The following is a 4,315-nucleotide window of genomic DNA, read 5'->3' on the forward strand; positions in this document are numbered from 1 at the left end:
AAGTCTCGGGATGATGCGCCCCCAGTAGTTGGCGGCGGTACGTCACCACGGGCACCGCATCTGAGCTGGCGCCGAAAGGGTCACCGAGGTCGTAGCGGGCCTGCGCCACCATGTAGGCCGCCGACAGCGTCACCTCGTGCTCGACACCGAACACGCGAGTTTCGGCGCCGCACAACCGCACCCAGCGAACCAGCCTGGTCGCCGCATCCTCATGGGGATACTCGACGTAGGCCACGACATGACTCGCACGGAGCGTGTCGGGGTGCTCGGCGCCCAGCACCCCAACCATCGCCGGAATCAGTTCGCGCAGTTGGTCAACCGCGCCGATGTCACCGAGGAGGAAGCGCCACCGTGCCACCGCGCCGGCCACCGCGAGAGTATCCGGGTGTTCGGATCCGAGTACCTCGCGACGTGTATCGAGGACTGCACCGGCGTCACCGACAGCACCTAGCGTGTCGCCGGCATTCTGCCGCGCCTCGGCCAGCGCCAGTCGCGCGGCCAAAGTCGATTCGTGTTGCGGCCCCAGCGCGGCATGCACCGATTGCCACTTCTGCACTGCTGCCGTGACGGGATCGACTGCCTCGAGATTCTCCGACATGATCCCCCTGACTGGCCGGCTGTTCGGCCTGACGCTAGACCGGGATCAGCCCGTGCTTGCGTGCCGTGCGGAACCACAACTGCTTGTCGCGCAACAACTTCATCGACTTGCGCAGCAACAGCCGGGTGTCGTGCGGGTCGATGACCGCGTCGATGAAGCCGCGCTCGGCGGCCGTCCACGGGATCGCCATGTTGAGGTTGTAGCCCTCGATGAAGTCCTTCTTGATCTGCTGCGCCTCGGGCGTGGTCGGGTCGGGGAACCGCTTCATCAGCAGCTGGGCTGCGCCCTCGGCGCCGATCACCGCGATGCGCGCGGTGGGCCAGGCGAAGTTGAAGTCGGCGGTCAGCTGCCGGGAGCCCATCACGGCGTAGGCACCGCCATAGGACTTGCGGACGGTGATGGTCACCTTCGGCACGTCGGCTTCGACGACGGAGTAGAGGAACCGCCCACCGCGCTTGATGATGCCCCGCTTCTCCTCCTCGGCGCCCGGCAGGAACCCCGGGGTGTCCACCACGAAGACCAGCGGGATGTTGAACGCGTCGCAGAACCGGATGAACCGCGCCGCCTTGTCGGACGCCTCGTTGTCGATCGACCCGGACAGGTACATGGGCTGGTTGGCGATCACGCCCACCGGGTGCCCGTCGACGCGGGCGTATCCGGTGATGATGGCCGGCCCGTGCTGCGCGGCCACCTCGAGGAAGTCACCGTCGTCGAAGATGCGCAGCAGGATCTCGTGCATGTCGTAGGCCATGTTGTCCGAGTCCGGCACGATCGAGTCGAGCTCCAGATCGGTCGGCGTGACCTCCGGCTCCAGCCCGGGGTTGACGATCGGCGGCCTGTCGAAGCAGTTCGAGGGCAGGAACGACAGGAAGTCCCGCACGTACTGGAACGCCTCGGCCTCGGAATCCACCACCTGATGGATGTTGCCGTAGCGGGCCTGCGCGTCCGAGCCGCCGAGCTCGTCGAGGGTGACCTCCTCGCCGGTGACCTCCCGGATCACGTCGGGACCCGTCACGAAGAAGTAGCCCTGGTCGCGCACCGAGACCAGCAGGTCGTCCTGGATCGGCGAATACACCGCTCCCCCGGCACATTTGCCGAAGATGAGGGAGATCTGCGGCACCAGTCCCGACAGCGCCTCGTGGCGCCGGCCCAGCTCGGCGTACCACGCCAGCGAGGTGACCGCGTCCTGGATGCGGGCTCCGCCGGAGTCCTGGATGCCGATGATCGGGCAGCCGATCATCGCGCACCACTCCATCAGCCGCGCGACCTTTCGGCCGAACATCTCGCCGACCGTGCCCTGGAACACCGTCTGGTCGTGCGAGAAAACCCCGACGGGCCGGCCGTCGATCGTGGCGTGTCCGGTGACGCACCCGTCGCCGTAGAGCGCGTTCGGGTCGTTCGGTGTCTTGGCGAGCGCGCCGACCTCGAGGAAGGTGCCCGGGTCGACCAGTGCGTGGATGCGGGCCCGGGCGCTGGGGATGCCCTTCTTGTCACGCTTGGCGACGGCCTTCTCACCGCCGGGCTCCTTGGCCAGCTCCATGCGAACGTGTAGCTCGGCCAGCTTTTCGGCTGTCGTGTGAGCGCGAGAAGGCTCCGCACCGGTCACTAGTTGCCCACCTCACTCTTCCGGCGGCGCCCCGCCTCGATGTTCTCCAGCGCCTCGGTCATGTGCGCGCCGACCTTGGCGATGATCGGCTCGTCGATGGCCTGGATGTGCTCCCCGCCGATCGGCACGACCTCGAGCTCGGACACGTACTCGCCCCAGCCGCCATCCGGCTGGCGAATGGCATACCGCGGCTCGAACTCGATGACGTCGTCATGGTAGCGATCCGCCATGTAGAGCGTGACGTGGCCGTCGTAGGGCTCGATCTGGACCGTCTCCAGGGCGCGGTTGTCGAGGTACGACGTGCGCTGGTGCTCGATGATCCCGCCCGGCACCTGCACGCCGCTCTGCTGGACGATCTCCAAGACGAACTTGACCTGACCCTCGTCGTCGAGCTCCTCGAGCTGCTCGTAGGGGATCGCGGGGATCTCGACGTTGAAGGTGCGCTCGGCGAATCTCGCGTACCGGTCCCACCGCTTGCGGGTCTCTTCCCTGGTCTGCGGGATCTCTTCGCCGGCCCGGACCGTGTCGATCATGCCGACGAACGCCACGTCGGCGCCCATCCGCTTGAGCCCGATCGCGCAGGCGTAGGCCAACGCACCGCCCAGCGACCAGCCGACCAGGATGAACGGCTTGTCGCCGTTCATCTCCAGCAGTTTGGGCACGTATTGGGCGGCCCGTTCCTGGACGGTGCCCTCGACGCGCTCGAGCCCGTACATCGGGGTGTCCGGCGGCAACCGGTTGAGCAGTGGCTCGTAGACCACCGTCGAACCGCCGGCCGGGTGGAACACGAAAACCGGTATCTGCGAATCGTTTTGCGGCGCCCGGATGGTGCGGACGAATCCGTCGAGTTCACCGGCCTCGAGGTATCCGCGCACCTTCTCGGCCAGGGCCTCGATGTTCTCCGACGTCACCACGTCCTCGGCGGTGATCGGACCTTCGGCCCGCTCGGAGAGGCGCTGCGCCATCTTCTCGGCCTGCGCGTCGTCCAGCTTGGGCAGCGGGTTGAAGATGCCGCCCGGGGACTTACCCGTGACGATCGCCCACGTCGCGAAGGTGACCCGTTCGGCGGCGTCGCGCGGCGGCACGTCGGAGTTCAGCGCCTTGGTGACCGCCTCCTGGTTGAGCGCCTGTGCGGCGCCGGCCAGGTTGGGTGCGGGCTGCCCGCCGTTCGCCTTCGGCCCGGTCGGGTCGGTGGGCGGCGGCGGGATCGGCACGTCCGAGGCCGGCGGCGGCGCCGGCTGGGTCTCGGGCTCCGCCTGCGGGTCGGGCGCGGGCGCGGCGACCGTCGCGGGCGAGGCGCCGCTCATCAATTGCGCCTGGGCCTTGGCGATCTCCTCGGGCGAGTGGCTCTGCTGGTACTCGTGCAGCTGCTCGACCTCGTCGCGGTGCTCGACCGCGTACTTGATCAGCTCCTCGATGTTGTAGAGGTTGGCGTCCCGAACGGCCGTCAATTGGATCGGCGGCAGGTCGAAGTCGTACTCGACGCGGTTCTTGATCCGCACCGCCATCAGCGAGTCCAGCCCGAGCTCGATCAGCGGCACCTCCCACGGCAGGTCCTCGGGCTCGTAACCCATGGCGGAGCCGACGATCAGCCCCAGGCGCTCCGCGACCGTCTCGCCCGAGTCCGGCGACCACTTGCCCATGCTCGCCGAGAAATACCGGTTGGTCAGGCTGTCGGTCAGGGTCTCGGCTTCGGCCTCACCGCCGGACTCCGCCGGCGCGACGGCGGCCCCGTTGGACGCAGCCGTGATGGCCGCGCCCGCGCCGACCGCGGCCGGCAAGGCGACACCGGCCTCCCCGGCGCGGGTCACCAGCGCGTCGTACACCAGCGTGAAGGACTCGTCGATGCGGGCGTGTACCTGCACCGAGGCGCCGCCCGGATGCCGGGTCAGCGTCGTCACCAGCCGGGCGCCCTGGCCGGGCACCGCACGCTGCTCGGCGGCCGCCAGCTGCGCGTCCGGAAGGACCTCTGCCGCAGCGGCTTTCACCAACGCGGGCAGGTCCGTCAGGCCGCGGGGGTTGTACTCCCAGACGTGGCGGCCGTCAGGCAGCGCGACGTGGTTGCCCGGCATGAGCACCGAGCTGCTGCCGTGCGCGAAGTGCACGTCCAG

At 68.6% G+C, this 4,315-nt stretch carries 3 protein-coding genes; all 3 read right to left on the bottom strand.

Going from position 1 to position 4,315, the window contains the following annotated elements; all coding sequences use genetic code 11:
• The coding region (locus A5704_RS03110; RefSeq protein ID WP_156737592.1) for a tetratricopeptide repeat protein at nucleotides 1–598 on the bottom strand (598 nt) is incomplete at its 3' end.
• 34 nt (nucleotides 599–632) lie between these two features.
• Nucleotides 633–2,138: an acyl-CoA carboxylase subunit beta gene (locus A5704_RS03115; RefSeq protein ID WP_231968752.1), complete on the bottom strand. Its 1,506-nt coding sequence runs from the start codon at nucleotides 2,136–2,138 to the stop codon at nucleotides 633–635.
• 65 nt (nucleotides 2,139–2,203) lie between these two features.
• Nucleotides 2,204–4,315, bottom strand: a 2,112-nt coding sequence (locus tag A5704_RS03120) for a thioesterase domain-containing protein (protein WP_231968750.1), incomplete at its 5' end; no start/stop codon positions are given.

Source organism: Mycobacterium sp. E735 (genome assembly GCF_001666955.1).
GTDB lineage: Bacteria > Actinomycetota > Actinomycetes > Mycobacteriales > Mycobacteriaceae > Mycobacterium.

Excerpts from the sequence above, each read along its gene's own strand:
- A5704_RS03115 (WP_231968752.1), bottom strand. The coding sequence starts at position 2,138 with ATGGAGCTGGCCAAGGAGCCCGGCGGTGAGAAGGCCGTCGCCAAGCGT.